21 protein-coding genes are annotated in these 22,908 nt (G+C 54.0%); 15 read left to right on the forward strand and 6 right to left on the reverse strand.

Annotation, left to right across the window (positions count from 1 at the left end):
• The first annotated feature begins 30 nt into the window (after positions 1 to 30).
• The 8 genes from bcsZ to bcsR are packed head-to-tail and all read left to right on the forward strand — an operon-like array spanning position 31 to position 10,300.
• Positions 31 to 1,146, forward strand: a complete 1,116-nt coding sequence (gene bcsZ, locus NSP04_RS10655; RefSeq protein WP_257512334.1) for a cellulose synthase complex periplasmic endoglucanase BcsZ — start codon at positions 31 to 33, stop codon at positions 1,144 to 1,146.
• The gene (locus NSP04_RS15045) at positions 1,139 to 3,535 is read left to right on the forward strand and encodes a cellulose synthase subunit BcsC-related outer membrane protein (protein WP_257512335.1); all 2,397 of its coding nucleotides are present in this window, start codon (positions 1,139 to 1,141) and stop codon (positions 3,533 to 3,535) included. The genes bcsZ and NSP04_RS15045 overlap by 8 nt, the downstream gene beginning before the upstream one ends.
• Positions 3,536 to 4,942: a hypothetical protein gene (locus NSP04_RS10665; RefSeq protein WP_257512336.1), complete on the forward strand. Its 1,407-nt coding sequence runs from the start codon at positions 3,536 to 3,538 to the stop codon at positions 4,940 to 4,942.
• Positions 4,939 to 5,148: a hypothetical protein gene (locus NSP04_RS10670; protein WP_257512337.1), complete on the forward strand. Its 210-nt coding sequence runs from the start codon at positions 4,939 to 4,941 to the stop codon at positions 5,146 to 5,148. Before NSP04_RS10665 ends, NSP04_RS10670 begins: the two co-directional genes overlap by 4 nt.
• Positions 5,145 to 5,888, forward strand: coding sequence for a cellulose biosynthesis protein BcsQ (gene bcsQ, locus NSP04_RS10675; protein WP_257512338.1), 744 nt, complete (start codon positions 5,145 to 5,147; stop codon positions 5,886 to 5,888). The genes NSP04_RS10670 and bcsQ overlap by 4 nt, the downstream gene beginning before the upstream one ends.
• Entirely contained in the window at positions 5,885 to 8,362 is a 2,478-nt protein-coding gene (gene bcsA / locus NSP04_RS10680; protein WP_257512339.1) for a UDP-forming cellulose synthase catalytic subunit, read from the forward strand. Before bcsQ ends, bcsA begins: the two co-directional genes overlap by 4 nt.
• A gap of 4 nt (positions 8,363 to 8,366) precedes the next feature.
• A complete protein-coding gene (gene bcsG / locus NSP04_RS10685; RefSeq protein ID WP_257512340.1) occupies positions 8,367 to 10,070 on the forward strand; it encodes a cellulose biosynthesis protein BcsG in 1,704 nt (567 codons plus the stop codon).
• 17 nt (positions 10,071 to 10,087) lie between these two features.
• The gene (bcsR, locus tag NSP04_RS10690) at positions 10,088 to 10,300 is read left to right on the forward strand and encodes a BcsR/BcsP family cellulose biosynthesis protein (RefSeq protein WP_257512341.1); all 213 of its coding nucleotides are present in this window, start codon (positions 10,088 to 10,090) and stop codon (positions 10,298 to 10,300) included.
• Here the strand turns inward: bcsR and NSP04_RS10695 are convergent.
• Together NSP04_RS10695 and NSP04_RS10700 are read right to left on the reverse strand one after the other, a co-directional pair.
• The gene (locus NSP04_RS10695; RefSeq protein WP_257512342.1) at positions 10,284 to 11,669 is read right to left on the reverse strand and encodes a WS/DGAT/MGAT family O-acyltransferase; all 1,386 of its coding nucleotides are present in this window, start codon (positions 11,667 to 11,669) and stop codon (positions 10,284 to 10,286) included. The two genes, bcsR and NSP04_RS10695, sit on opposite strands and share 17 nt — an antisense overlap.
• An 82-nt stretch (positions 11,670 to 11,751) precedes the next feature.
• Complete coding sequence (locus NSP04_RS10700) at positions 11,752 to 12,555, reverse strand: crotonase/enoyl-CoA hydratase family protein (RefSeq protein WP_257512343.1); 804 nt, start codon at positions 12,553 to 12,555, stop codon at positions 11,752 to 11,754.
• A gap of 97 nt (positions 12,556 to 12,652) precedes the next feature.
• Between NSP04_RS10700 and NSP04_RS10705 the strand changes: the two genes are divergently transcribed.
• From NSP04_RS10705 to NSP04_RS10715, 3 genes are all read left to right on the forward strand, one after another.
• Positions 12,653 to 13,252, forward strand: coding sequence for a thermonuclease family protein (locus NSP04_RS10705; RefSeq protein WP_257512344.1), 600 nt, complete (start codon positions 12,653 to 12,655; stop codon positions 13,250 to 13,252).
• 6 nt (positions 13,253 to 13,258) lie between these two features.
• Positions 13,259 to 13,651, forward strand: a complete 393-nt coding sequence (locus tag NSP04_RS10710) for an acyl-CoA thioesterase (RefSeq protein WP_257512345.1) — start codon at positions 13,259 to 13,261, stop codon at positions 13,649 to 13,651.
• 135 nt (positions 13,652 to 13,786) lie between these two features.
• A complete protein-coding gene (locus NSP04_RS10715; protein ID WP_257512346.1) occupies positions 13,787 to 14,707 on the forward strand; it encodes a metal-dependent hydrolase in 921 nt (306 codons plus the stop codon).
• 92 nt (positions 14,708 to 14,799) lie between these two features.
• On the opposite strand, the gene NSP04_RS10720 is transcribed toward NSP04_RS10715, so the two are convergent.
• Together NSP04_RS10720 and NSP04_RS10725 are read right to left on the reverse strand one after the other, a co-directional pair.
• Positions 14,800 to 15,939, reverse strand: coding sequence for an AI-2E family transporter (locus NSP04_RS10720; protein WP_257512347.1), 1,140 nt, complete (start codon positions 15,937 to 15,939; stop codon positions 14,800 to 14,802).
• Positions 15,940 to 15,991: 52 nt separating this feature from the next.
• Positions 15,992 to 16,903: a DMT family transporter gene (locus NSP04_RS10725; protein WP_257512348.1), complete on the reverse strand. Its 912-nt coding sequence runs from the start codon at positions 16,901 to 16,903 to the stop codon at positions 15,992 to 15,994.
• A gap of 59 nt (positions 16,904 to 16,962) precedes the next feature.
• Between NSP04_RS10725 and NSP04_RS10730 the strand changes: the two genes are divergently transcribed.
• Both NSP04_RS10730 and sorU read left to right on the forward strand, forming a co-directional pair.
• Positions 16,963 to 18,204, forward strand: coding sequence for an NADH:flavin oxidoreductase/NADH oxidase family protein (locus NSP04_RS10730; RefSeq protein WP_257512349.1), 1,242 nt, complete (start codon positions 16,963 to 16,965; stop codon positions 18,202 to 18,204).
• A 2-nt stretch (positions 18,205 to 18,206) separates the two neighbouring features.
• Positions 18,207 to 18,548 (forward strand): SorU family sulfite dehydrogenase c-type cytochrome subunit, encoded by a 342-nt coding sequence (gene sorU / locus NSP04_RS10735; RefSeq protein ID WP_257512350.1) that lies wholly within the window; start codon positions 18,207 to 18,209, stop codon positions 18,546 to 18,548.
• Positions 18,549 to 18,579: 31 nt separating this feature from the next.
• Here the strand turns inward: sorU and NSP04_RS10740 are convergent, their stop codons facing one another.
• Positions 18,580 to 19,347 carry a class II aldolase/adducin family protein gene (locus NSP04_RS10740; protein ID WP_257512351.1) on the reverse strand — a complete coding sequence of 256 codons (768 nt, stop codon included), beginning with the start codon at positions 19,345 to 19,347 and terminating at the stop codon, positions 18,580 to 18,582.
• A 160-nt stretch (positions 19,348 to 19,507) separates the two neighbouring features.
• Between NSP04_RS10740 and NSP04_RS10745 the strand changes: the two genes are divergently transcribed.
• Positions 19,508 to 20,200, forward strand: a complete 693-nt coding sequence (locus NSP04_RS10745; RefSeq protein WP_257512352.1) for a sterol desaturase family protein — start codon at positions 19,508 to 19,510, stop codon at positions 20,198 to 20,200.
• Here NSP04_RS10745 and NSP04_RS10750 read toward each other — a convergent pair.
• Positions 20,163 to 20,921, reverse strand: coding sequence for a hypothetical protein (locus NSP04_RS10750; RefSeq protein ID WP_257512353.1), 759 nt, complete (start codon positions 20,919 to 20,921; stop codon positions 20,163 to 20,165). The genes NSP04_RS10745 and NSP04_RS10750 overlap by 38 nt on opposite strands.
• A gap of 174 nt (positions 20,922 to 21,095) precedes the next feature.
• On the opposite strand from NSP04_RS10750, the gene NSP04_RS10755 reads away from it, so the two are divergent.
• Positions 21,096 to 22,898: an alkaline phosphatase D family protein gene (locus NSP04_RS10755; RefSeq protein WP_257512354.1), complete on the forward strand. Its 1,803-nt coding sequence runs from the start codon at positions 21,096 to 21,098 to the stop codon at positions 22,896 to 22,898.
• The last annotated feature ends 10 nt before the right edge of the window (positions 22,899 to 22,908 follow it).

Genomic DNA, 22,908 nt, shown 5'->3' on the forward strand with positions numbered 1-22,908 from the left:
CAGTGGTATCAGGGCGCGCGGCGACTTTTCGTGGGCACATTGTTGCTGGCATCCGCCGCTGCTTGCAGTGCTGCGCCACCTTCGGGCTGGCCTGGCTGGGAGGGTTTCAAAGCGGCGTTCGTGAGTGAAGACGGCCGTGTGATTGATCGCAGCCAGGAAGACCTGCGTACCGTGTCCGAAGGTCAATCTTATGGACTGTTTTTTGCCTTGGTTGCGCAAGACCGAAAGGCATTCGATTCCATATTGAAGTGGACAGAGAACAACCTGAGTGCAGGTGACATGGGCAAACAATTGCCGGCCTGGATTTGGGGCAAGCAGGGCGATTCATGGGGGGTGATCGACGCAAACAGTGCGTCAGATGCAGACCTGTGGATTGCCTATGCACTGCTGGAAGCCAGCCGGGTGTGGTGCCATCAACCGTACGCGGACAAAGCGCGCGATTTGGGCAATTTGATTTTGAGCAAAGAAAGCATTGATGTGAATGGACTGGGCTTGAGCATTCTGCCCGGCCACACCGGGTTTGTTCAGGAAGACGGTGCGATCAAGCTGAATCCAAGCTATTTGCCACCCTTCATGATGGCCCGATTTGCCGATGCATGGGCTGACGATGCCCGCTGGGCACAAGTGTACCTGGCCAGCCAAAAACTGTTGCTGCAAACCGGTGCCACAGGAAGCTATCCGGACTGGGTGCTTTACAACAACGGGCAAATGACCTTGCCTGAAGATGAACAGCGGGGCGACTACGACGCCATTCGAACCTACATGTGGATTGGGATGAGCCACAACGGCGACCCGGTGACCAACGCGCTGTTGAAACAACTATCACCGACTATTGGGCTGTTGCTCAAGCGCCAGAACATGCCTGAATGGTTTGAACCGCTGGGGAAAAATGTGTCTACGCAGGCCGGACCTGCCGGTTTTCAGGTCGCCATGGCGCCGTTCCTGCAAGCCGCAGGGTTGCCGGACCAAGCCAAAAAATTCAACGCAAGAAGCCTGAAAAAAGCCAACAAGGACAGCTGGCTGGCCTACGGCTACTACAATGGCGCCTTGAGCCTGTTCGGCCAGGGCTACATGGACAAGTTGTATCAATTCAACGCAACTGGCGAGTTGTTGCCCCGTGGTAAAGAGGTACCTTCCTGTGGCTAAGCATGACCTGATCCGTCCACGCCTGTGTGGGCTTGCACTGGCTATCCAAGCGTGTTGCGCTGCATTGCCTTTAAGTGTTCCTGCCACGGCCCATGCGGCGGTTGACACCCGACAAACCAATATTCTGGCGTTGAATGACAAAGGTGTTTACTGGTACGAGCGGTTTCGATTCGATCTAGCTGCTCAGTCGTTCAATAAAATTTTACTGATCGAACCCAGAAATGCCTCGGCGCTACGCTGGCAGGGTCTTGTTGACTTGGCGCGCGGCGACATTCAAGCGGCCAACGTATGGCTTGGAAAATTGCAGGTGGTGCATGGCAACCATCCCTTTGCCATCGAGCTTCAACAAGCGATTACGCTGGCCGCAGAAAAGCGGCAACAGTACGCGGAACTGCGCTATTTGGCAGATTCAGAGGTTGTTCCAGCGAACCTGACTGAACGACTTAGACAGCTCTTGCCGCAGCCCCCCTTGGGCGAGGCCGCTGTTCAAATTTACCGCCTGATGAACCGCACAGCCGATGGGCGCACATACGCCCGCCAACAAGTTGCTGAACTTGCACGCAGGTTTCCGAACGACAAGCGCTACAAAACATTGTTGGCTGAACTCGGGGATGCGGTCGGCAACACTGCGCAAGCAGCAGGCACACGTCCAGCAACACCGCGACCCAATCCCCGTCAACCGGCAACAAGTGCTGCACCTGTTGCGGCAGTGATCGCCCAGCCTGTCGAGGTGGTACCTGCCGAGGACACTGAACCGGTGCTGTCGAATTTTGAGTTGGGCCAGCGATTGAGCGATCAGGCCCAAAAGAAAATCGAGGCCAAGGAAGCAAGCGCTGCAGCCAAGTTGCTTCAAGAGGCGGTCAACCTGAACCCGGACTACCCCTGGTTTCGCTACGACCTTGCCGTGTTGCTCGATGAGCAGGGCGACAAGGAAAGCAAATTGGCGGCGCAAAAAGTGATGGCGGATGGCCTGGCCCTTGAAAAGGGCCAGGAAATGCGCTTTGCCTCGGCACTTTTGGCAGCCAGACAAGACAGGCAAACCGATGCGATTGCCTTGCTTGAACCGGTGCCTCGCGACAAATGGACCGAGGGCATGAGCGCCCTTGAGAAACGGGTGTTGTACGGCCGACACCTTGACAAACTGCGCGCACTTGAACAGACCGGGCAGTTCAACGCCCTGGCCAGCGCCGTGGGGGAAACACCCACCTGGCGGGCTGAACCTGAAATACTGGCATTTGAAAAAGACCTTCGCCGCAAACAGCAGATTCGACTCCGAATGGGATTTGAGAATTCCCTTATCGACGGCGACGCGGGCGTCTCGAGAATCGACAGCGAGGAGATACCACTACAGCTTGACGTGCCGATGGACTTTGAACGCACCCTGTTCTTTCGGGCCGACTCACTCAACACGCGGTCGGGACGGGCTGACCCGGCCACTGCAGCCAACTTTGCCAAGCTGGGTACCACCCTGCCCACTGACCCTGCGATTGTACCCGGTCGACTTGATCAAAATTACCGTGGCCATGTTGTGGGGATGGGCATTCAAACCGATCAATACCGGGTTGATCTGGGCACCACCGTGGGCAATTTTCCGGTCAACGACTGGGTGGGTGGTCTGCAATGGTTCACCAACCTTGGCGATGGTTCGCTGCGTCTGGAACTGGCCCGGCGCATGGTCAATGGCAGTGTACTGTCGACCACCGGGGCGATCGATCCACTGACGGGTGAAAGTTGGGGCGGCGCCAGACGCAACGGTGTCAGCGCTGTTTATTACGAAGCATTTAACCCCACATTTGATTTCGTGGGCATTGCGCGCGCAAACCTGATTACCGGCAAAAACATTCCGGACAACACCGAATTCAACCTGCAAGGTATTCTGGGTAAAACAGTCTTCCAGCGGCAAGGCCATGAGGTGGAAATCGGTGCTTCGCTGTTTCTGTGGACTTTCGAGAAAAACTTGCGCTTCTACACATTTGGGCAAGGGGGTTATTACAGCCCACAAGCCTTCGGATCGCTGTCTTTTCCGATCACATGGACTGGCAACATGAATGGCTGGTCCTGGCAAGCTCAAGCCAGAATTGGCGCCAGCGAATCACGCGAAGACGACACCGATCTCTATCCACTGAACCCCGAACTGGCTGCCGCCGCTGCTGCACAGGGCAACCCAACAGTTCAAATTGGTGGGCCCGGTGGTGGCACCAGCACAGGTTTGCGCCTTGCGCTGGAAAAACAGGTGACCACAAACCTGGTCGCGGGCGGCTACTTTGAAATTGACCGGTCGGAAGGTTACAACCCGGACCGCATGCAGGTGTACCTGAAATACTCCTTCGGTGATTTCTTTGAACTCAGTGTTCCACCGGAAGGCATTTCACCGTACTCGAGGTTCTGAATGATCGACCTGCCCAAACCCGGTGCGTATGTGGTGCGTGCTCCAAACGCGAAAAGCTTTTCGCAAGGCCTTGTTCAATACTGGTTGAACTCGCAAGAAGAAACCCCCTTCAAGGCATGCCTGTGGCTGACCGCGAGCCCTCACAAAGAGGTTAGAAGCCTGCTGGAGCCTTACCTGCGCAAGCGTTCCAAAGCCCTGAAAGGCCTGGACGTGGTGTCAGTCAAAAATTTGCCGGGCAAAACAGGAAGCCAGAATGGCGTGCGTCAACTGTGCCGCTCCATGGACTCCCTGTGTGTGCTGCAACCCGCTCTGGTCGTTCTTGAGCATGCGGACATGTGGTTTGACCATGGCGACGAACTGCTTCATGAGCGAAACCCCATGTCGCAAATGCGCCTATTGAACCAATGGGCACTGCACGCGCAAGCGCACGTTGTGACGCCAGTTCAAGGTGATCTACCCGACTGGGGCGTGTTTGCCGACGGGCTGGCCGATGTGACCGATCAGGGTGATTTTGAATTTCGCCCTTGGTGGCCCACACAGTGGGGATTGCAAACCAATTTGTGGACAGACAATGCCTTGCTGCCCCAATTGAAAATCCACCATGTGCTGGACAGCCAGACTTTCAGCGGACTGAACGAATTGGCCCAGGCCTGCCACAGCCTTCGATTTGGTAACAATGAGATGGAAGGTATCCATGTTCAAGCCCATGGCGATATAAGCCGGCAAGAAGCGTCGGTTTTGCTTCGCATGGGTGCGGACTCCGTGTGGTTGCAACAGGAAAGTATTGAAAACTGGCTCGGATTTTCTTCAGAGAAAATTACTAAAACCAGGCCGCAGGAACTCCCGAGAGGTTCGCACTCGGCAAACTTTGCACGCGACCTTCACGAGGTATTCATGCCAGGCCTGCTGACGGTGATACCGAACCCCACTTTTGCCGTTCACGGCCTCATGATGATGCAGTTGGCAAAGCGGTGGTCAGTTTCCTGCACCATGACACGACTTTCCCTGATGCGGCACATGACCGCGCAAACAGCACTTCGACTGGCCAACTGGTCACAGGCCACTTGCATGTTCACAGCCACCCGCGAGGCAATTTATGTTTTGAAATTGTGGGCAGTGGAGCCTGATGAAACCACCTATCGCGCCTGGCTTGAATCCTGTTTCAGGGAGAACATTGCAGTGCTGTTCAGTGGCGACATTCAGTTTCTAGGTGAACAGACCCAGGCCGACCTGCTGTCCGATTTGTACAAAGAACTGGAGCCCCTGTCTGTTGAAGATCTGATGGGCCATGATTTTAATGAGCCCGCCAAACTTGCAGAGCTTTGGAACGACGCACCTGAAGCGTTGAGCAACGACAGGCCCTGGACTAAACGAATGGGCCAATTGTTGCGAGGGGTGCCGTCATGATCGTAATCACCTTGGTAATCAGCGGCCTGTTGCTAGGTATTCTGGTTACAATTCTGATGGTTGGAAAAATGATGAGAAGTCCAGGCACTCGAATCTGGTTAAGCGACTGGGCCAATTGGAGCAACAATCAGTTGCCAGACGACTGCGACCAGCTCGTGCGACATGGCAAGTGGATTGCAGGCCCTGATGAGGAAGAGGACGCATGATCATTCTTGCCCTGGTTTCCCCCTCGGGCGGCGCAGGCCGCACAAGCTTGTCGATTGCAGTGGCAAATCACCTGTGCATGTTGGGTCGAAATGTGGTGTTGGTACAAGCTGACCCCGCCAACAACATTGAATTCCAATTGGGCTACACTGCTGCCACCGCGCACGGATTGGGGCAGGTGATATTGCAGGGTGCTGAACACCTGCCAAACTCCTTGAAAACAACGGACGCTGGTTTTCAACTGCTGCCCTTCGGCCAGCTGAGCATTGCGCAGCAATTGGCAGTTGATCGCGCCCTGATGGAGCGCCCGGAACGGCTGGCTGAGCTTTTGCGACACCCGGCGATCAAAGACAACGCGGTTGTAGTTATTGACCTTCCCCGCTGGCCAGCGCCCTGGTGCTTGAAAACCATGGCGATGTCCGACTTGAATCTGGTTACCCTGGTGCCAGACTCCGCGTCCATATTGGGCATCGACGCCATGCTGCCACACCTGCTGAAAAGCCGTGGTGCATCCTATTTTTTGATGAACCGGTTCGACTCGGCAAAGGTGTTGCATCTGGACCTGTGGACCTTGTGCAAAATGAAATTAAGCCACCGCTTGCTGCCTTTTTACCTGCATGAAGACCAAGCCTTGTCGGAAAGCATGGCCGCAGGTTTGCCGTTGGCCGATTATGCGCCGCGCTCGCAACTGGTGGACGATCAGCAAAAACTGTGCAACTGGATAGATTCGGAGATCGGATGAGCAAGTCATCGAACTGGATCAACCGGCTGGAGCGCTTGCTTGATTTGCGCGAATACCCCAACTTAAGTGGCGGCGTGCGGCTTAAGCGCCTGTTTCAGGCCCTGTGGCTGCGTCCTAACAGCCTGAACCGTGCCTTGGCGAGCACCGAGCGTACGCACCCCTTGAAAGCGGCGTTCCGGGTTTTTCTGGTGGCTTTGTATGATCTGTTCAGCCCAGTGCTTGCTGTGTTCCGGTTCACCATTCAGCGACCATTAAAAGCTTTCCAGCGCGGACTGGGCCGACTGGCAGACCGCTTTGTTGTTGCTGCCAGGCTTGAACAGAAAATCGAATACACCAGTGCTTTCATACTTCGATTTAAAGTGATGGGCTGGTTGCTGGGCTTGTCCGCCCTGGCGCTGTTCCTGTTCACAGCACAAGCCTCGTTGCCACTGGCCGGGCAATGGGTTTTTATTGTGGTGTGTTACCTGTTCGCCATGTTATTTAAACGGCTGCCCGAGCGGTTCGCCAACCTATGCCTGATGGCATTGACCATGCTGCTGCTGGCACGCTATGTGTTCTGGCGCTTCACCAGCTCGCTCGACCTTGAAACAGGCGCTGAAATATTTTTGGGCTACACCCTGGTGATCGCCGAATCCTACACCTGGATTATTCTGATTTTCGGTTTTATTCAAACTGCTTGGCCCTTAAAGCGCAAGCCCATGCCACTGGAATTGAATTTAAGCGACTGGCCCACCGTCGATGTGTTCATTCCCAGTTACAACGAACCTTTGTCGGTGGTGCGCCCAACCGTGTATGCAGCCAAGGGGCTGGATTGGCCGCTGGAAAAAATAACGGTGTACATTCTGGACGATGGTCACCGCCCCGCCTTTGAGGAATTTGCCAAACAGGCGGGTGTGGAATACATTTCGCGCCCGGACAATTCACACGCCAAGGCAGGCAACATCAACTATGCCTTGAAGCACACCCATGGCAAGTACATCGCAATTTTTGATTGCGACCACATTCCAACCCGGTCTTTTCTACAAACCTGTATGGGCTGGTTTAGCCGCGACCCAAAATGCGTGCTGGTGCAAACACCCCACCATTTTTTTTCAGCTGATCCATTCGAACGCAACTTCAACTCATTTCGGCAAATGCCCAATGAAGGGTCGCTTTTCTACGGTTTGATTCAAGACGGAAACGACTATTGGAATGCCTCATTTTTTTGCGGAAGTTGTGCCGTGATTGAACGAAAAGCCCTGCTAGAAGTGGGTGGCATTGCCGTTGAGACAGTGACGGAAGACGCGCACACCGCACTGAAATTACACAGCCTGGGCTACAACAGCGTTTACCTGAACAACATCCAGGCCGCTGGCCTGGCCACGGAAACCCTGGCTGGACACATTGGCCAGCGAATTCGCTGGGCACGGGGAATGGCCCAAATATTCCGGACCGACAACCCCATGTTCAAAAAAGGTCTTAGCATTTTTCAGCGCATTTGTTATTCAAATGCCATGTTGCATTTTTTCTATGGCATACCCCGCATGATTTTCCTGATCATGCCGATGGCCTATCTGTTCTTTGAGCAACACCTGATCAACGCCGCCGCGCTGACCATCCTGAGCTACGCGTTGCCGCAACTGATTATTTCCAGCTACACCAACTCGGTTATTCAAGGCCAATACCGTCGGTCGTTTTGGTCTGAAGTGTATGAAACCGTGTTGTCCTGGTACATTATTCTGCCCACCACATTGGCCTTCATCAACCCCAAACTGGGCAAGTTCAACGTGACCTCCAAAGGTGGCTTGATTGAAAAAAGCTACTTTGATTCCAACATTGCCAAACCGTATTTGATCTTGCTTTTGATCAACCTGCTGGGTTTCGTTGTGGGTCTGTTCCGGCTGTTTGTATTCAACACGCACGAAACCGGCACGGTGTTGATGAACCTGTTGTGGTGTGGTTTTAACCTGGCAATTTTGGGGGCTGCTGTGGGCGTGGCCACCGAGTCGGTCCAGAAGCATGTGCACCACCGGGTTCGAATGATCATGCCCGCATTTTTAAAACTGCCCGGTGGATACACCGTGAGTTGCTACACCGAAGAATACTCAGCCGCTGGCTTAACACTGGCTGTTGCAGACACCACCGGCATCCGTGAGTTCAGCGAGGTTCAGGTGGGCCTGCATCGCGGTGACCGTGAATTCCTGTTCCCCGCCAAAGTGCACTTTACTGAAAGCGGCCGCGTGGAGGCGCTGTTCACCAACCTGACACCCGAACAGGAAACCCAACTGATTCAATGCACCTTCGGACGTGCCGATGCCTGGCTAAATTGGCAGGAAGACCCAACACGCGACCGTGCCTTGGGCGGCCTGAAAGATGTGTTTGCAAAGGGCATAACGGGCTATGTGCGCCTATTTGCCTGGATCAAAGGCGGTGCAGTGATCTTGGGCAATCGCCTGATGGGTAACAAGGCCCAAAACGAGAAGTGGGAGAACTAGGGCCGTGCTGTTGTGGAACCTTTATTTCCTGATCAAATTTGGCTTGCATTTTGCAGGCCAGCTTACCTTGAGCCCACTGTGGAACCTGGGTCTGTTTGCACTACTGATCATCACAAACCCGGCCGCCTATCAAAACAGGCAACTGTTAAGCGTACTCCGTTACCTGGTGTTCACCGGCCCTGCCATTGCACTGCTGTTGCATGAATTGGGTTTGGTGGTTTCGCTGGCACTGGTGGATCAAATCAAAGCACTGTTTGGCTTTTCACTGGATTACCTGTGGGAATTGCTAAAACGCACCATTCAGCCTTGGATGCTGTGGAGCGCGCTGCTCGCATTCATGCTGATTCGCGTTCTGGACCGTTACCTGCGCATTAGTACCATTGTGGCATTCGGCTTGTTGGGCCTGCTGGCACTGCAGGCCTTGCCGTTCCTGCAAAAGCAAACCGAAACCGGCAACGTCATTGCCAATGCGGAACCGCAAATACAGGCGCGGGAGAACCTGTCGCCAGCCGAGCGCCTTGCTTTGGGCCAACTTGAATTTCAAAAATTGCGCGTGGCGCGCGACCAGGAAAACCAAACCAAATTGCGCGACGATGAAAACGAAGGTGCAGGCCCAGGTGCTGTACTCAGTGGATTTTTTGACCGGCAACGCACCGTGGCACTTTCGCCATTTGCGCCTGCAATTGCGCCCGACTTTGATGTGGTGGTGCTGCAAATTTGCTCCTTGTCCTGGGCTGATCTTCAGTACGCGAAGCAAAGCCAGCACCCGGCTATTCGACAAGCTGATTTCATTTTCGAGAACTTCAATTCCGCCACCAGCTATTCTGGCCCTGCAGCCATTCGACTGTTGCGCGGAAAATGCGGACAAGCCAGACACGATGAACTGTACGGCGCCCCAACTAGCAGCTGCATGTTGTTTGAGCAATTGCGCAACTCGGGGTTTGAAATTGAAATGGGCCTGAATCACGATGGCAAGTTTCAGGACTTCAGTCAATTAGTCAAAACCAATATGGGTGGCACAGTGAAGCAATCTGTAGCCCACAACGAAGTACCAGAGGGCGTTGAAGCATTTGACGGCTCGGTGGTGGGCCGCGACGGTGACTACTTGCGCGCCTGGTGGAAAAAGCGGCTTGAACAAAGTGGCCCCGCCGTGGCGTACTACTACAACAGCATCACCCTGCACGACGGAAACCGCTTGCCCAACAACAACATGAACAGCCTGAACAGCTACCCATTGCGCCTGGAACGTGTGTTGAATGACATTCAATCGGTGTTGGGAGAAATCAAACGAAGCGAACGCAAAGCGTTGGTGATGGTGGTACCGGAACACGGCGCTGGCTTAACGGGCGAATACGGGCAACTTGTGGGGTTACGTGAACTGCCCACACCGGCCATCACCAAAGTGCCCGTGTTTGGTTATTGGGTTGCACCGGGCTATGTGCCGGCAGCGACCGGGCCTTTTTCAGTGAAACAATCAGTCAGCTACACCGCCTTGAGCGAGTTGCTGGCCCGCTGGCTGGCACAACCCAGCGAGCAACAGCTTCAGCCCGCTTGGCCGGTGTTGTTGAGTGACTTGACCAACACACGGTTGGTTTCTCAACAGGGCAATATCACCGTGATGGAAAGTCAGGGTTCATACTGGATCAAGGCACCAGGGGCGGCTTGGAAAGTATTGGGGCCCGCACAAACCATTGCGACGGCAAACTGAGGGCACAAGGAAACCACATGGCAAAGTTTAACCCCAACGATCCACCTGCTTTGTTCATGCCACCCGCCGACATGGCACACGACATCTACGCCCTCAGCGCGCAGCTAGAGGGCTTTGATTACAACATGTACCAAGACATTCAACTGGACCAGGCTGTGTACGATTCATTCCAGCGCTGGCCATTTCTGTTCAATATTGCGATGGCGTCGCGCGCTATCGACGACGCGTAGCCGCTGCCTGTTCAAGCTCAAGCAAACCATCTTCCAGAAATTGCAGCAGGCGTTGCATGGAAGGCATGGTGCGGCGGCAGGCCACCAAACCAAATTCCAGCTTTCCGGCATAACTGTTCAGGGTAATGTTTAAAGCCTGGCCATCCAGCAGCAATGAAACCGGGTAAACGCCGTCTACTTCTGCACCGTTGAAATACAGGGTGTGCTTGGGCCCAGGCACATTCGAAATCACGATGTTGAACGCTTGCAGCTTGGGTGCCAAACCAGTCAGCATGTTGAAGCCACTGATGCCCATCATCGTGGTGACATAATTCATGATTTCGGTTTGATTCATGCTGGCAAAGCGTTCCTTGGAATGGTTCACCGAGCGTGCAATGGTTTCAATCCGCTCCACCGGATCTTCGGTGTCGGTGGCCAAATTGGCCAACAACAAGGCCACATGGTTGCCAGTGGCGGTGTCGTCTTTGCGGAGCGATACCGGCACCATGGCCACCAGCGGGCGGGCCGGCAAGGCATTCAGTTCCCCCAGGTAGGAACGCAAGGCCGAACCACACATGGCCAACACCACATCGTTCAAAGTCAGGTTCAAGCCCGTGGCACAGGCCTTGATTCGTTCCATCGACCACGATTGCGCCGCCACCCGGCGCGAGGCGGTAATGCGGCGGTTCAACACACTGCGGGGTGCCTGAATCACTGACACAAAATCGGGATCAGCCACACTGGTTTGCCAAAGCGAACGGCCCACTTCCTTCACCACCTTGGGCAAGCTGAGCAACTGGGTTTTGGCGGTGCTTGCAACTTGACTCAGCAAGGTGACCAAGCCTTCGGCAGCGTCTGAACGCTGTACTGAACCGCGCAGGTTCGGATTGGCCCACAGCGGCGGAATATCCATAATCTCCGGGCTATCGGCCATTGAACGCTGTAACATTTTCATGCAGGCCACGCCATCGACCAGGGCATGGTGTACTTTGGTGTACAAGGCCACTCGGCCGTCTTCCAGACCATCAATGACATAGGCCTCCCAGAGGGGTTTGCCACGGTCTAGCGGTGAAGCATGCAGTTTGGAAGTCAATTCCAGCAGTTCGCGAATGCGGCCGGGCTTGGGCAGTGACAAATGAATGAAATGCGCCTCGAGATCGAATTCATCGTCTTCCATCCAAAACCACATGCCCAAACGCGACTTCAAACGCAAATTAAAGGGCGCCACAGGCTGCGTGAACGTTCGCATGTCGGCCACCACCTTGTGAACGTAATCCGCAGTGTTTTGGCCTTTGCCGGGCTTCAACAAAACAAGCCCGCCCACATGCATGGGCTGGTTGCGGCGCTCCAGCCACAAGAACAGTTGGTCGTTGGGGGTCAGGGCCTTCATGGGAGTGTCTCCGGATTGTTTTTATTTTCTAATTGTTTGGTACTTCATCAAGTGCCCTGCTGGATGCGGCCCGGCAGCAATTTCAACGAATCTGGCGTTTTGCAAATGGCATGGTCGGCTGTTTGCTGTTTTTCGCAACTGAAATACGCTGGTTCTTGAAGCCCAGTACGCGGCGCTGCCAGCGGCGTTCCTGGGTTAAATGCGCGTCTTCATCAATGCCGAAAATACGCTGCAGCATGAACTTGCTTGCTGCCACTGAATCGGGCGAGCGCGTCAAAATTTCTTGCACCAGTGCCTGCACCTTTTCTTCGGGGTTGTCCACGGCATGGGTCACCAAACCCAATTCCTTGGCTTGCAAGCCACTCAACACGCGGCCTGTCATGGTCAATTCCTTGGCCACATCCACAGGCAACAGTTCACGAACCAGTGCTGCGCCACCCATGTCGGGCACCAGGCCCCATTTGGCTTCCAGAATCGACAACTGCGAATCGGGTGTACACACCCGAATGTCCGCACCCATGGCCAGCTGAATGCCGGCACCAAAGCAATTGCCATGAATTTGTGCAATCACCGGCACACCCAAGTCCCGCCAGCCCATGCTCCAGGTTTGAAAAATATTGCGCATGGGCAACCACAGGTTGGCGTACATCACCACGGCGGTTCTCGGGTTACTCATCACCGACTTCACATCAAGACCAGCACAAAATGAAGGGCCTTCGCCTTTCAGAATCACTGCGCGCAGGGTTTTGTGACTGGCCAGTTGCAACTGCACTTTTCGCACCGCTTTCAGCATGGGCCAATCCACACCGTTGTGCTTCTCGGGTCGATTCAAGGCCACGGTGGCCACGGTGTTGTCGTTGTTGAACTGCAGGTTGACTCTGTCCATGGTAATCTCGGCTGGTTTTTTAATAATGACGGAAAGCGGCGAACATTGACAATTCGGCGCGCCAACCATCTTAACCTTGAACATTCTGAAACCCAATATGATCTTTAAAGTGTTGGCTCTGCTTTTGGCGCTGGCAGGCTTTTACGTCAGCCCTTATGGTCCAGGTATTGGTAACGGCCCCAATGCCTCGGAAAGCCAAAACAAACCGGGCTCGGCCACGTCGGGTAGTTTTTACCTGGCCACCGTAACCCGTGTGGCAGATGGTGACACCATTACTGTGCGCAACCGCGACGGTGCCACCCACAAAATCCGGATGCACGCCATAGACGCACCGGAATTGAACCAGGCAGGCGGCGAACAATCCAAAAACTGGCTGACTCAGCAGGTGTTGAATAAAAATGTGAAGATCGTGGTGAACAACACCGACCGATACAAGCGCCAAGTGGCCAAGGTGGTGCTGCCGATCAAGGGGTGCGAGCAACGCCTGTGCGAAGGCGAAATCGATCTTAACCTGAAAGCGATTGAGGCAGGGCATGCATGGTGGTACAAGGAATTCGCGCGCAGCCAAAGCAGTGAAGACCGTGCGCTGTACGGTGAAGCCGAGGACCAGGCCCGCAACAGCCGCAAAGGTTTGTGGCAACAAACAGCGCCACTCGCCCCCTGGCAATGGCGCACCGAACAACGCAACCAACGCTAGGCCACCATGAAAGAAATTTATTCCACCACCGTTGCTTTGCGTTGGGGCGACATGGACCAAATTGGCCACGTAAACAACACCGTCTATTTCCGTTGTTTCGAGCAAGCGCGCGTTGAATGGATCGACCTGTTCCCCGAAAGCGCCGACAACAACCCCGCCTATGTGGTGATTGTTCACACCGAGTGCAGCTTTTTAAAAGAGCTGAAAGCACCGGGCGTCGTTGAGGTAAAAATATTTGCTGGCGACATGGGCCGCAGCAGCCTGGTGCAACATTATGAAATGCGCCGCACCGACGCACCCGATGTATTGGTGGCCACAGGCAGCGCAAAAATGGTGTGGGTAAGCCCGGAAACAGGCCGTTCAACACCCATTCCAGAGCGCTTTAAAACCAGCCTTTAGTACGGGTAAACCCGAATCATTCTCTAGAAGTTATTCTCAGTTTTAGGTATTGTCGCCCTGAAATTTTATTGTTACATTGCTCAATGTCACGGTTTATCGTGTCGACAACAATACAATAAAAGTAGGAGCCAAACCATGAAAAACATCATGCCTGTACGCCGCGATGTCAAATTGAATCTTCCCGAAGAGAAGGTATCCAATTGGCATGAACAAGGCCCCCACGTGACCCATTTCATGAACGCCCTGTCGCTGTTCTTCCCTGCTGGCGAGCGCATGTTCATGGACGCTGTGCGCAACTACCGCGATGAAATTACCGACCCCGAATTGAAAAAAGCCGTAGTGGCCTTTATTGGGCAGGAAGCCATGCACAGCCGCGAGCATGTGGAATACAACGAAATGTTGGACCGTGCCGGCCTGCCTGCTTCGCAGTTGGACAATTTCCTGTGGGGCTTTTTGGCCTTCATCAAAAAAACGCTGGGCAAGCGCTTGACACTGGCAGGCACCATTGCACTGGAACACTACACCGCGCTGATGGCCGACCAATTGCTGCGCAATCCCGATGTGCTGGGCGAAAAATCCGACCCCGCCTACAAGCAAATGTGGATGTGGCACGCCTACGAAGAAACCGAACACAAAGCCGTGGCTTACGATGTGTGGAACCATGTGCTGCCCAATACCGTGCGCAACCGATTCAGCCGCCGCCTGGCCATGGTGCTGGCCACTGCCATATTCTGGCCACTGGTAATGACCTTCCATGTGCGCCTGGTAATGGCCGACAAAACAATCAAAGGCGGCCACTTGAAAGGCTTCTGGACTGTCACCAAGATGTTGTGGGGCAACAAGGTGGGCGTGCTGCGCAAGCCGGTTGCCAACGGCGAATTCATGGACTATTTCAAAGCCGACTTCCATCCCTGGATGCACGACAACAGCCGGTTCTTGACAGAAATCGACAACTTCGTGGCCACCGTGGAAGGCTCAGGCCGCAAGCCCAACACTGAAATTGCCAATGCAATTCGCGCCCGCATGAACAGCCAGTTAAAGGCCAATGCAGCATAAGATTTGTTGACGTTTAAAAAGCCGAAGATTTCGTGACAGAAAACTTGGGATGATCAACCGGTGGGAGAAGTGAGCAGCCCACCGGTCTTTTTTTAACCACGCTGGGTGTAGTAGTCGCTTTTTTCGTATTTCGCAAACGCATGCATGTAGGCCACTTTGAAAATCGCAGCCAGCGGCAGTGCCAAAAACACACCGACCAGGCCAAATATGGCGCCGAAAAACGCCAGCGCGAAAATCACAGCAAGTGCCGACAGACCGATTTTATCGCCCACCACCAACGGCGTTAAAACAAAGCCTTCCAGAAATTGGCCCGTCACAAACACCGCCAGCACCAGGAATATGGGCAAGAACCCTTGCAACTCAAGCGCAGCGGTAAGCAAGCCCACCAGCAAAGCCACTGCAAAACCCAGGTAGGGCACCACGCACAACACGCCGGCCAGCATGCCGATCGCCCAGCCGCTTTGCAATCCCACCAGGCTTAGGCCGATCGAATAAAAAGTGCTTAGAAACAGCACCACGATCATCATGCCCTTGATGTATTCGGTCATGACCGTGTCGATTTCGCTAAAAAAAGGCTGGGCGCGCTTCCACAAATGCGGTGGAAACACCTGCTGAAACTGTTTGCAGATTTGTGTCCACCCCGGAAGAATAAACAGCGTGGCGATAATCGTCAGCGACACAAAACCCGTAATACCCAACACCGACTGGGAACCGGAACGCAGCACCTTGGTGCTGATTTCAGCCAGGGTGCCCCGGTTGTCGCTGATGTAACCTGCAATGCGGTCTTTTAAATCAGTGCTTTCCACTGAAATGCTTAAGCCGAAGACCTCGTTCAACCAAGGCAACACGGTGCGTTTCACATTCACAATCAGTTGCGGAAGATTGGTCTGTATCAGTTCAAGCTGGGTCAGCACCACTGGAATAAACAACAAACTGACGCTGGAGAAAATTACCAGCAGTACGAAAAAAGTAAGCACTGCGCACACCGGCAGGGGTATGCGGCCGCGCAATTTGGCATGCACCCAGCGGCTAGGCGCAGCCAGCAAGTAAGCCAACACAAAGGCCGCTACAAAAGGTGCCAAAACCGGCCACAAATTGATTACAACTGCCAACACCAAGGCTGCGCTTAACAGCAAACCCCAATGCTGCAAATAAAACTGCTTGGCCAGAGTCGACAAATTGTTGGTTTGTTTGGCAACGGGTTTATTGGCTGGCTTGTCAGTTTCTTTCATCAAATCCCTTTCATTGCGTAATGTATTTCATCGTCAACTTCGCATTAACGCATTAACGCTTGGCACGTAAAACAAGGTACACGCCACCCAAAGTCATGAACATGGCCACCAGCAAAGTGGCTGTCAACGATTCATCCAGAAACAATACCCCCGCCAGTGCGGCGATTACCGGCACACTCAGCTGCACACTGGCAGCCGACGTGGTGGGCAAATTCGGTAACACTTTGTACCACACTGCATACCCAATTCCACTGGCCAGGCAGCCCGAAGCCACTGCAAATAGCACCCCTGCCACAGTGGGCGTGGGCAAGTACACCGTGTACAGGGCCAGGCCACGTTCAGTGGTTACGCCAGGAATATGAATGCCTGCTTGGGCAGCCAGATAAACGGCCAGCCACACCAGCGCCATTAGCAATGCAGCACGCGAAAAATTGCCCGCGGTGTCGGCCAAAGGAAATTTCGAACCCTTGCCCACCACCGAATACACGCCCCAACATGCGCCGGCCAAAGCCATACTAAGCGCCGCAAGTATGGAAGCAGGTGTTTGTAGATGCGGCCACAGCAACAGCACCAGGCCAGCCACTGCCACCACCGCACCCAGCGCGCGCAGGCCCTTTAAACGGTCGCCCTGGCTTGCCGCATAGGCAATCATGCTGAGTTGAACGCTGCCAAACAAAATCAGCGCGCCCGTGCCCGTGCTCATGTACAGGTAGGCCATGGAAAACAGCACCGCATAACCGAACAAAGCCCAGGCCCCCACCCAGTTGCCTTGTTGCGCGCCTTTGTTTTGAATGCGCAGGCACAGCCACAGGGTAATGGCACCGCTGATCAGGCGAATTGTGGTGAAGCTGGCCGGGTCAATTTGCCCTGCACCCAAAGCGGCCCGGCAAAAGAAGGAATTGGCCGCAAATGCGCACATGGCAAAGGCTGTGAAAATTAGTGTGTTGACTTCAATTTTTTTCATGCGTCCACGCTACCATGTGACAACAATAATTTTCAATTTAGAGACACCGGAGACACCCCATGCGCATAGAACTTCGCGATCCCCTTACCCTGCCTTGCGGCGCCACAGTACCCAACCGCCTTGTAAAAGCTGCCATGAGCGAAGCCTTGGGCACCCAAGACAACCGCGTTACCCCGCAAATTGTGCGCGTTTACCAGCGTTGGGCAGCCGGTGGCATTGGCTTGAATATAACCGGGAATGTGATGATCGACCGGCGCGCGCGTGCAGAGCCAGGCAACGTCGTGATTGAAGACGACCGCGACATGCCCATGCTGAAACAGTGGGCCAAAGCAGGCCAGGCCAACGGCAGTAAAATTTGGGTGCAAATTAATCACCCTGGCAAACAGTGCCCCAAAGGCATGAACAAGGAAACCGTGTCGCCTTCAGCCGTGCCGTTTCACAAAAGCCTGCAAATGATGTTTGCCACCCCGCGCGAACTGACCGAGACTGAAATTCTGGACTTGATTGCACGCTGGGGCCGCACCGCCAAGGTGTGCAAAGATGCTGGTTTTGATGGCGTACAAATTCATGGTGCGCATGGCTATTTGATCAGTCAGTTTTTAAGCCCCCTGAGCAACCAGCGCACCGATCAATGGGGCGGCAGTGCAGAAAACCGCCGCCGCTTTGTACTGGCCATTTACGACGAAGTGCGTAAACAAGTGGGCCCCGATTTCCCGGTGGGTATCAAGCTGAATTCTGCCGACTTTCAAAAAGGTGGATTTTCTGAAGAAGAATCGCTGGCGGTGATTCAAGAACTGACTGCACGCGGCATCGACATGATTGAAGTGTCTGGCGGCACCTACGAAGCCCCAGCCATGACAGGCGCCAGCGCAAAACCCAAGAAAGAAAGCACCGCAAAACGCGAAGCCTATTTCATCGACTTCACCGAGAAAGTGCGCGCCGTGTGCAAAGTGCCCTTGATGCTGACCGGCGGATTCCGCACCGTGGGCGGCATGAAAGAGGCACTGAACAGCGGTGCAGTGGATTTGATTGGACTTGCCCGTTCTATTGCCATGGAACCTGATTTGCCCAACCGCCTGCTGGACAACAAAGAGGCTCTGTACCCGGTTAAACCGCTGATAACGGGCGTGAAGGCTGTAGACCGCACCGGCCTGCTTGAAATTCAGTGGTACACCCGCCAAATTCACCGCATGGGCAAGGGCAAAAACCCTGTGCCGAATGAAGGTGCCCTGAAAGCACTGTTTTTCTATATGCTGGACAGCAGTTGGGGCTTGTTCAAAGCCCGTAAATTGAGGGCTTGATCATGATGCGAAACAGTTGCGTGTTGGTTTTGGGTTTGTGTGTATCCAGTGCATTTGCAATGGACGACGCTGCCATTCTTGAACAAGGCCGCAAGCTGTTTCAAACCGATGCCGAGCCAGCTTGTGCCATTTGCCACACCCTGGCCGACGCAGGTACGAAAGGAAAAATCGGCCCAGTGCTGGATGTACTCAAACCCAGTGAAGATCGTGTGCTGAACGCACTCAAGAACGGCAAAGGGGGCATGCCCCCTTTTGTTGATCACTTAACTGTGGATCAAATGAAAATTCTGGCGAAATATGTGTCCACGGTAACGGGTGCTGAACCACCCAAGGCCGCACCCTGAGCCTTGCCAGTCAGTAGCCCGCTTTTAAAATTCAGTTTTTGTAATCAGGCTGCTCACGGTCTAGTTTGCGCAACAGCGCGGGCCAGGCAATGTTGCCGCCCAAACCACGGGTAACCTGCGCGGCTGCTGCTTTAATGCCTTCAACAATGGTTTGGGGAATTGGAATCAGCGTTGCCCCACCCGATTGCGCAGCAATTTGAACCTCGCAAGCACGCTGCAAAATAAACATATTCAAAAATGCATTGGCCACCGTGGCGCCGCATGTCAGCAAACCATGGTTGCGCAAAATCATGTTGTTGCACTCGCCAAGGTCGGCCTGCAGCCGCGCTTTTTCATCTTCCCGCAGGGCCAGGCCCTCATAGTCGTGGTACGCCAAACCCGCCAAGGGAAACAGCGACTGCTGGGAAATTGCCAGCAAGCCCTGTTCTTGAGTGGACACAGCCACGCCTGCCACAGTGTGCGTGTGCATGACACAATGGGCGTCGTGGCGCGCTGCATGCACTGCGCTGTGAATGGTGAAGCCCGCGGGGTTTACATCATAGGGGCTGTTGTCCACCTTCTCGCAATTCATGTTCACCTTCACCAGGCTGCTGGCGGTAATTTCTTCGAACATGAAGCCGTAGGGGTTGATCAGGAAGTGGCCGTCTTCATTGGGCACGCGGGCTGAAATGTGGGTGAACACCAAATCGTCCCAGCGGTGCATGGCGACCAGGCGGTAAGCGGCAGCCAAATCGACACGGGCCTGCCATTCGGCTGCAGCAATGTGGGCGGGTGGGTTGTCGGAAATCAGTGCGTTCATCATCGGCTCCTTTGCTTCGTCTTTAATTGTGCTTTTTATAAAGTGTATCAGCGCAGGCGGCGAAGCTTGCCCACGCCCACCAAAGCACTTGAAATTCCAACCGATCAAGGGCAAGCTAACATTACAAGATAAAAATCATAGTGCAGGAGACAGTAATACCATGCATGCCAAAGTCAAACCCTTGGTGCCCAAAGATTCTCAGAACTCTGCGGTTCAATCCGTGCGCGCCAACTACCGGGCGGAATTTATTTCTGCGGGGTACAAAGGCTATTTGCACCTGGCCATGACGATGACGCTGGGCCTGGGTGTTATCGCCTTGTGCGTGTACTGGATTGAATCGCCCAGCTTGCTTGAATGGCTGACCATTCCCGCCACCTTCTTGTATGCCAACTTTGCTGAATGGGCCGGGCACAAATACGCCATGCACCGCCCTGTGAAGGGCTTGGGCTTTGTGTACAAACGCCACTCGTTGCAGCACCACAAATTTTTCACCGACACGCACATGGAAATTGACAGCAACCAAGATTTCAAAGCTGTGCTGTTTCCCATCACCATTGTGGGGTTCTTCATTGCCGCATTTTTTGTGCCCATGGGCTTTTTGGTGGCCTGGCTGTTCAATGCCAATGTGGCGCTGTTGCTGGTGGCCACGGGCATGGCGTATTACCTGAACTACGAGCTGTTGCACCTTTCTTATCACTTGAAAGAAGGCCACTGGGTGCACCGCATTCCGGGCTTCACGCGCTTTGCGCGGCTGCACACCACCCACCACGATCAACGAATTATGGCGCACAAGAACTTCAATATTACTTATCCGATTATGGATTGGCTAATGGGGACTTGGGATCGAAGGTGAGCTCAGATTGACGTAAAACCACGCTCCATTCCTCGCAATGCAACGGCGCACCCGGTTGTGGTAAATCTAGCGGCGAATGTTCTTTACGCGGCTCCATACGAAGCACCTCGAAGATACTGCCCGGCTCGAGCAGACCTTCTTTCTCGCCTCTGGCGTGTTGACCCGAGAAAGCGGACAGCGACGAGACATCAATCACATCGATGTCAGAACCAATCGTCAAGTCAACATTTCCACCTCGGTACACCTGGTGGGGCTGCAAGGTCACCGAAGTAATTCGATCAAAGCGGACAAGTGCGCCGGGTTTGTAAATTGACCTGAACTCTTCCGGATTCAGTGTAAGGTTTCTTTTTACGGCACCGACCCGGGTAAGGGCCATTGTGTGCAGGGTTCTGAGAATCAGCGATTCCAATGCAAGCATGGCTCCGCGATGGTGACTAGGTCCGCCCGTACTCGAATACGTTTCATGAATCATGCGGTCAAGCCCTGCCGAGGTATAGGCAGCAATCGCGAGCAAGCCCGCCTCGGAAACAGACGTTTGAGCGGTTCTGGGCTGGATTGCGCTTCGACCATTGCCTACAATTTCCCTGAGATAGTTCAAATTGCAATGCTTTCCAAGCAACTTGATGACGTCGCAGTCTGCAATACGCGCCGATTCCTGGCTGATGCCACGAACATGTTTTGCAAGGTTTCCTGTGGCGCGTGAAAGGCTGTTAAAGCGCATACGAAATTGCGCTCATTCAATGGTCGACTTAATTGGGTGGCCAAAACCTACCCAAGGGGTTCCATTTAATTGTTTATGAAATTCCCATGACACGTCACGCTGACAAAATACTCGAACCCAAACCGGCCGCCACTCCAGTATAAATATCAACACAATGCTTTCACTGGATGCACCATGGACCGTCGTCACTTTCTTCGAACCAGCCTTGCCGGCTTGTCATTGCCTGCCTTGGTGGCTTGCGGATCAGATGGTCTGAACCCAAACAACAGCGGCGATTCGTCGGGTTCTCCAAACCCGGTCACACCGGCTGAATCGGTCAACCAATTGTTGAACCCACAAGGTGCATTTCCATGGGGCGTGTCCAGTGGCGACCCCACAGACCAAGCCATCATTCTGTGGACCGCGCTTTCACCGCGAGAAGAATCGGTCGAACAAATTCCCGTGATGCTGGAGTACGTGCTGCTGGACGCACCACTGGCCGACATGGCGCAATGGGAAGCCAGGTTTGCGGAAGGCCCCATCAACCGCCTTGGTGAATTCATTGCATTTCGCGACCGCGATTACACCGTAAAGGTAGACCTGGGTAACAAGGCTTTGTATGGCGACACACGGTTCATGCAAGGCGAGCTGCCTGAACTTGCAGGAAACCAAACGCTGCTTTACCGTTTCGTAGCGGGTAGCCAGCCCTCCAGAATAGGTCAGGCAAAAACACTGCCCAGCGGGCAGGTTGAATCGGTGAAGTTTGCCACCCTAAGCTGCTCGAACTACCCGGCCGGTTTGTTCTCGGTGTATGAAATGGTTCGCCGTGAACCGCTTGATTTTGTGGTGCACCTGGGCGACTACCTGTACGAAGGCGGTGGCGGCGGTGCTGACTTGATGCGCAATGGCATTGCACGCACCCCGAATCCGCAAAAGGAAATGGTAAGCCGCGAGGAATATGTTTTAAGGCATCAGCAGTACAAAGCCGACCCCGAGCTTCAAGCCTTGCATGCAACCCACCCAATGATCGCTGTGTGGGATGACCATGAAATTACCAACGACGCTTACATCGACGGTGCTGAAAATCACCAGCCCGACGAAGGCGATTACCAGGAACGCAAAGCCACCGCCATACGCGCCTATTACAACTGGATGCCGTTGCGCGAACGCTTCCCGCGCGATGAAAACACACTGGCACCCGACCCGCGCGAAGTCATTTACCGCGACTTTCAAATCGGCGATTTGTGCAGCTTGATCATGCTGGACACCCGCATTGTGGGCCGCGACAAGCAAGCTGAAATCATGGCGGTTGATCCCGATCGCTTTAACCCCAACCGCCAACTTCTGGGGTTCGAGCAGCGCCGCTGGCTCAGCGACCGGCTTTTTGAATCGAAACAGCGCAACAGCGTATGGACCGTGTTGGGCCAGCAGGTCATGTTTGGTCAACTCAACATTCTGGAAGCACCACAAATTGAATTGCTGGATCAAAAATTACTGGGCAATTTGGTCAGTATCAACATGGACCAATGGGACGGCTACGTGGCCGAGCGCAACCGCGTGTTCAATTTCATCAAAGACATCGGCATTGAAAACCTGGTGGTGTTGACTGGCGACATTCACACAAGCTGGGCGATTGAACTGTATGAAAACCCGATTGCCCTGATTGGTGGCAACCAGCTTCAACGCAGCCTGGGCGTTGAAATTGTAACCCCCTCTGTCACCTCATCGGGCTTTCCCGACGAAGTGGCCGACCTGGTGTCAACATTGCTTCCTTTGATCAACCCGCACATCAAATACAGCGAATTGAAAACCAAAGGCTTCGCCTTGATTGACATGCAGCGCGAGCAAATGAACGTGACCTGGAAGTACGCACAAAGCATTACCGATGAATCATTGATTGGCGTTGAAAACGAAGCCATGCGCAAATCGTTCACAGTTCAGCGCGGCACCAACCGGTTTGAAGGTGCATTGCCACTGAATATTCCGCTGCCTTTTTAATATGAAGTAT

Origin of the sequence: Limnobacter parvus, from assembly GCF_024623725.1 — a bacterium.
Classification (GTDB): domain Bacteria; phylum Pseudomonadota; class Gammaproteobacteria; order Burkholderiales; family Burkholderiaceae_B; genus Limnobacter; species Limnobacter parvus.

Coding starts and splice junctions, on each gene's coding strand:
- NSP04_RS10710 (WP_257512345.1), top strand. CDS start 13,259: ATGAAAGAAATTTATTCCACCACCGTTGCTTTGCGTTGGGGCGACATG.
- NSP04_RS10730 (WP_257512349.1), top strand. CDS start 16,963: ATGCGCATAGAACTTCGCGATCCCCTTACCCTGCCTTGCGGCGCCACA.
- NSP04_RS10755 (WP_257512354.1), top strand. CDS start 21,096: ATGGACCGTCGTCACTTTCTTCGAACCAGCCTTGCCGGCTTGTCATTG.
- bcsQ (WP_257512338.1), top strand. CDS start 5,145: ATGATCATTCTTGCCCTGGTTTCCCCCTCGGGCGGCGCAGGCCGCACA.
- NSP04_RS10720 (WP_257512347.1), bottom strand. CDS start 15,939: ATGAAAGAAACTGACAAGCCAGCCAATAAACCCGTTGCCAAACAAACC.
- bcsR (WP_257512341.1), top strand. CDS start 10,088: ATGGCAAAGTTTAACCCCAACGATCCACCTGCTTTGTTCATGCCACCC.
- NSP04_RS10665 (WP_257512336.1), top strand. CDS start 3,536: ATGATCGACCTGCCCAAACCCGGTGCGTATGTGGTGCGTGCTCCAAAC.
- NSP04_RS10695 (WP_257512342.1), bottom strand. CDS start 11,669: ATGAAGGCCCTGACCCCCAACGACCAACTGTTCTTGTGGCTGGAGCGC.
- NSP04_RS10715 (WP_257512346.1), top strand. CDS start 13,787: ATGAAAAACATCATGCCTGTACGCCGCGATGTCAAATTGAATCTTCCC.
- NSP04_RS10700 (WP_257512343.1), bottom strand. CDS start 12,555: ATGGACAGAGTCAACCTGCAGTTCAACAACGACAACACCGTGGCCACC.
- NSP04_RS10745 (WP_257512352.1), top strand. CDS start 19,508: ATGCATGCCAAAGTCAAACCCTTGGTGCCCAAAGATTCTCAGAACTCT.
- NSP04_RS10750 (WP_257512353.1), bottom strand. CDS start 20,921: ATGCGCTTTAACAGCCTTTCACGCGCCACAGGAAACCTTGCAAAACAT.
- NSP04_RS10725 (WP_257512348.1), bottom strand. CDS start 16,903: ATGAAAAAAATTGAAGTCAACACACTAATTTTCACAGCCTTTGCCATG.
- sorU (WP_257512350.1), top strand. CDS start 18,207: ATGATGCGAAACAGTTGCGTGTTGGTTTTGGGTTTGTGTGTATCCAGT.
- bcsA (WP_257512339.1), top strand. CDS start 5,885: ATGAGCAAGTCATCGAACTGGATCAACCGGCTGGAGCGCTTGCTTGAT.
- NSP04_RS10705 (WP_257512344.1), top strand. CDS start 12,653: ATGATCTTTAAAGTGTTGGCTCTGCTTTTGGCGCTGGCAGGCTTTTAC.
- NSP04_RS10740 (WP_257512351.1), bottom strand. CDS start 19,347: ATGAACGCACTGATTTCCGACAACCCACCCGCCCACATTGCTGCAGCC.
- NSP04_RS10670 (WP_257512337.1), top strand. CDS start 4,939: ATGATCGTAATCACCTTGGTAATCAGCGGCCTGTTGCTAGGTATTCTG.